The sequence below is a fragment of the Patulibacter medicamentivorans genome (genome assembly GCF_000240225.1).
In the GTDB taxonomy this organism is placed as follows: domain Bacteria; phylum Actinomycetota; class Thermoleophilia; order Solirubrobacterales; family Solirubrobacteraceae; genus Patulibacter; species Patulibacter medicamentivorans.
This window is the reverse complement of record NZ_AGUD01000171.1, coordinates 1-4,438: the sequence shown is the minus strand read 5'-3', so window position 1 is coordinate 4,438 and position 4,438 is coordinate 1. Positions and strand designations below refer to the sequence as shown.

The 4,438-nt window shown below is 75.2% G+C and carries 4 protein-coding genes; 1 reads left to right on the top strand and 3 read right to left on the bottom strand.

Annotation, left to right across the window (positions count from 1 at the left end):
• Positions 1-174: 174 nt before the first annotated feature.
• The 3 genes from PAI11_RS24270 to PAI11_RS10940 form a co-directional block, all read right to left on the bottom strand.
• Entirely contained in the window at positions 175-1,623 is a 1,449-nt protein-coding gene (locus PAI11_RS24270) for an exopolysaccharide biosynthesis polyprenyl glycosylphosphotransferase (RefSeq protein WP_007574419.1), read from the bottom strand.
• Positions 1,624-1,651: 28 nt separating this feature from the next.
• On the bottom strand, positions 1,652-2,128 hold the full coding sequence (locus PAI11_RS26280; RefSeq protein ID WP_007574416.1) for a hypothetical protein: 477 nt from the start codon (positions 2,126-2,128) through the stop codon (positions 1,652-1,654).
• Positions 2,129-2,220: 92 nt separating this feature from the next.
• A complete protein-coding gene (locus tag PAI11_RS10940) occupies positions 2,221-2,640 on the bottom strand; it encodes a hypothetical protein (RefSeq protein ID WP_007574414.1) in 420 nt (139 codons plus the stop codon).
• 101 nt (positions 2,641-2,741) lie between these two features.
• Between PAI11_RS10940 and PAI11_RS10935 the strand changes: the two genes are divergently transcribed.
• Positions 2,742-4,352 (top strand): O-antigen ligase family protein, encoded by a 1,611-nt coding sequence (locus PAI11_RS10935; RefSeq protein WP_007574413.1) that lies wholly within the window; start codon positions 2,742-2,744, stop codon positions 4,350-4,352.
• The last annotated feature ends 86 nt before the right edge of the window (positions 4,353-4,438 follow it).

The following is a 4,438-nucleotide window of genomic DNA, read 5'->3' as shown; positions in this document are numbered from 1 at the left end:
TGGGCGCCGACGGCGCGGGAGCGGGCGGCGCCGGCGCCGCAACCGGTTCGGCGGCCGCGGGCGGATCCCAGGGCGAGGCCGGACGGGTCCGCTCGGCGACGGCGACGGGCGCCTCGCTCGGCGGTGCGTCCTGGCGCGGCGCGTCCGGCCGCCACGGAGAGGTCGGGCGCGCGCTCACAGCGATCGCAGGCCGAGGACGACCGGCAGCGTTCGGAGGATGATCTTGACGTCGGTCCACGGTGACCACTCGAGGACGTACAGGTAGTCGATCTTGACCATCGCGTCGAACGGCACCGCGTGGCCCTGGAGCACCTGCCAGGGGCCGGTCAGGCCGGGGGTGATGTCCAGCCGGCGGCGGTGCCAGCCGACGACGTGGCCGTCCTCCTCGGCGACCAGCGGCCGTGGTCCGACGATGCTCATGTCGCCGCGCAGGACGTTGATCAGCTGGGGCAGCTCGTCGAGCGAGGCCCGGCGCAGGATCGCCCCGACGCGCGTGATCCGCGGATCGTCGGGGATCTTGAACAGCCGGTGGTCGGCGTGCACGTTGAGGTGCCGCAGGTCGGCCCGGGCCTCGTGGGCGCCGTCGACCATCGTGCGGAACTTGAGCATCGTGAACGGCTCGCCGTTGCGGCCGATCCGCTGCTGGCGGAACAGCACCGGCCCGCGCGAGTCGAGCCGGATGACCAGCGCGATCACCCCCATCAGCGGCAGCAGCGCGCAGAACATCGGGATCGCGATCAGCAGGTCGAAGACCCGCTTGAGTACGAGCGTCGAGCGCGTCCGCGCGATCGGCGGGACGCCCATCACGCCGATCCCGTCGAGGTGCTCGACGAGGACGCGGGCTCCGGTCTCCTCCGCGACGCGCGGGACCACGGAGACGGCGACCGACGCATGGCGGAGCTGTCGCAGCAGCTCGAGCGCCAGGTCGGCGTCGAAGGCGTCGGAGACCAGCACCACGCGCTCGACGCCGCGGTCGAGGCAGCGGGAGGCGATCTCGCTCGCCAGGCCGGGATGGTTGACGTGGTCGACCGCCGGCACGACGTCGACCAGCGTGACGTGACGGGGCCGGTAGGCGAAGGAGCTGGTGAGGACGGCCGAGAGCGCGTCGTCGCCGACGATCGCCACCCGCTCCGGCGGCGTCAGGCGGTGCGCCAGGCCGCGAGCGGCGGAGCGCAGCGGCGGCAGGAACAGCAGCGTCATCACCCACAGGGCGAGCAGGTCCCAGCGCGTCAGCGAGTCGGTGGTCCGGACCGGCGCCACGAAGAACGTGACGACGACCAGCGTCACGCTGACGGCCACGACCAGCCGCGGGACCTCGTCCAGCGTCGACGGGATCAGCCGCTGGACGTCCATGTCGTAGAGCCGCAGCATCTTGGCCACGACGATCAGCACGGCGCAGCCGACCAGCGCCAGCGGGATCACCAGGCTGCCGATCTGGTCGCCGCGGGCGAGGAACAGCAGCGCGAGCGCGCCGAGGTAGCTCAGCCCGTCGGTCAGCGCCAGCAGGCGCCGCCGCACGCTCTGCCGCTGCCCTGGGTCGTACCGGGTCGCGGCCGCGGTGGCCTTGTCGACCCGTTGGCCGGACGTCGACTCGCCGCTCGGTGAACGCGCGTCCAGCAGCATGCTGTGCGTTGCCCCCCCCGGCAGCGCGTCAGCCCGCCGTGTGGTGCCGGCGCTGGGCGGCGGCGCGGACGGCGAGTCCGACGGCGAGCAGGATCAGGGCGATCAGCACGAGGGTCTCGAGGTTGAGACCGGTGAAGGGCAGGCCACCGCTCTTGTTGGAGGGGCGTGAGAGCGACGCCGGGACGGCCCCGGCCTCGTTGGGGGCAGCGCCGTTGCCCTCGGGCTCCTCGCCCGGACCACCGCTGGTGTCGGGGCCGACGCCGCCGTCATCGGTGGTGGTCGGCCCCGTGGTGCCGGTGGTGGTGGTCGGCGTGGTGGTGGTCGTCGGCGCCGTCGTGGTCGGCGTCGTGGTGGTGGTGCCGTACTGCGCGCCGGGGGCCGACTGGGCGCCCGCCGTCTGAGCGACCGCCAGAGCCCCGGCGATCAGCACCAGCGTCGCCGCCAGCACGAGCAGCAGCGCGCGCGAGCGGAGGAATGGAGCAGGAACAGCGAGACGACCCATCATTGCCACGCGACTGTACCGACAGGTTCGACGGATGTCACTCATTTGCACGATATTTCTGTCGAACGTCCGTCCGTTCGACTTGCGTCGAGCAATCACTTTCCCAATCCGATCGTGTAGCGCGGATCGACTCGCTGGAGGCGCCGGAAGGTCCGCCGTGCCGCGCGCCGGTCGCCGAGGCGCAGCTGGACGGTGAACAGGCCGCGCAGGATCATCTGGTCCGCGGGTGTCCGCGCTCGCATCACCCGCAGGACGCGCTCGGCGTCGGCGAACCGCCCGAGGTCGACGTCGGCGGCGACCTGCAGCTCGCGGGCGCGCTGGAGCGTGGCCGGGCCCTCGGCGGCGCGCGCCTCGCGCAGCGCCGTCCCAGGATCGGAGCCGAGCGCGCGCTGGCCGCGGTCGAGATGCTGCTCCCGGCGCAGCGCCGGCAGCAGCGCGATCGCGAGCACCAGCAACGCCGCCGCGACGACCAGGTGCAGCGGGAGCGGGCGCGCGGAGAGACGGGCGATCGGCACGAGCGCACCGTACCGCGCCGGTGGGCCGTCAACGGCCCCCGGGCCGCGGCAGCGGGCCACCGTACGCCACCTGCGCGACGGCGCCTGCGAGGATGCCCGCCGTGTCGAGCACGACTGCACCACCGCGACCGGCCGGGCTGGCGGCGTTCCTCCAGCGCCGCGGCCTGATCGCGGACCTGGTCGGCGCCGGCGGCGGCGTGCTGATCGTGCTCCTGCAGGCGTTCGACGGCGGCGGCTACTTCCCGGTCCAGTACCTCGCGGCGGGCGTCGCCGCGCTGGTCGGCACCGCGATCCTGCTGGTGGTCCGCGGCGCCACCTGGCGCCCGGGGGTCCACGGACTGGTCGCGGCCGCGGGGCTCGTGGGCCTCGGCGCCTGGACCGGGCTGTCGTCGCGCTGGTCGCCGCTGCCCGACGTCGCGGTGACCGAGATGCAGCGCCAGATCTCGTATGCGGCGATCCTCGGCTTCGGCCTGGTGGCGGTCGGCCGGGGCCGCCGCGCGCGGATGATGGTGCTCGCCGTCGGCGCGGCGCTGGTCACCGTCGCGCTGGCGGGCTTCGCCGGCCGCCTGCTCCCGGGCCTGGACCTGGCGCCCGCCCGCGAGCAGGCGTTCGGCGTCTACCGGCTCTCCTATCCGATCAACTACTGGAACGCGCAGGGCGCCGCGGCCGCGATGGCGGCCGTCTTCTGCCTCGGCCTGGCCGGCGACCGTCGCAGCGCCGTCTGGCTGCGCGGCGTCGCCGCCGGGCTGGTGCCGCTGCTGGCCGTCACCCTGCTGCTGACGGTCTCGCGCGGGGCGGTCCTGGCCGCCGTGGTCGGCGTCGTGGTGGTGGTCGCGCTGGCCCGGCGGCCGCTGCAGGCGCTGCTGGTGATGGCGGCGGTCGGCCTGCCGACCGCGCTCGCGGTCGCCAGCGCCGCGACGACGCCGGCGGTGATCGACGACCCGACCGCCAGCCCGGGCCTGGACAGCGCGGGCCCGACGGTGGCGCTGCAGGTGATCGGGCTCGGCGTGGTCGCCGGCATCGCCGCCGTCGTCGCGTTGCAGGTGCTGCTGCGGCGCGAGAAGCGGCGCAAGTTCCGCGGGCCGCAGATGGGCCGCTTCCAGCGCGCGGCGGCGATCGCGACGCTGGTGCTGCTGGTGCTCGGCCTCGGCGGCACCGCGGTCGTCGCGGGGCGGCTCGACGGCGAGGCGGCCGGTCGGGTCGGCACGTTCCGGCGCTTCCTCGACGACCAGCGCAAGGAGTTCCTGGCCGCCGGGCCCGTGACCGGCACCGGGACCGAGCGGCTGGCGTCGGCGAGCGGCACCCGCTCGGCCGGCTACAAGGTCGCGTGGCACGGCTTCACCTCCGACCCGCTGCTCGGCGACGGCGTCGGCGGCTTCCGCGTTCGCTGGCTGCGGGAGCGGACCACCGGCGAGCGGATCCTCAACGCCCACTCGCTGCCGCTGGAGACGCTCGGCGAGCTCGGCCTGCCGGGCTTCGCGCTGCTGCTGACCTTCATCGCGGCCGTCACGGCCGGCGCGATCCGCGGCCGCCTGCGACCGACCGTCCTGTCGCGGGCCCAGGCCGCCGGGGCGACCGGGGCGATCGCCGCCTTCGTGACCTCGTGCCTGCTCGACTGGACCTGGCAGATGGGGGCGCTGACGGCCGCGGCGCTGCTGCTGGCCGCGCCGCTGCTGCCCGAGGGCCGTCGGCGGCGCTCCGGCGACGCCTGATCAGGCGTCGCGCTCGGCGCGCAGCGCGTCCCGCGCGGCGCCGGCGTTGGTCGCCAGCCACGTGCGGTGGAAGCCGCGGCCGGGCG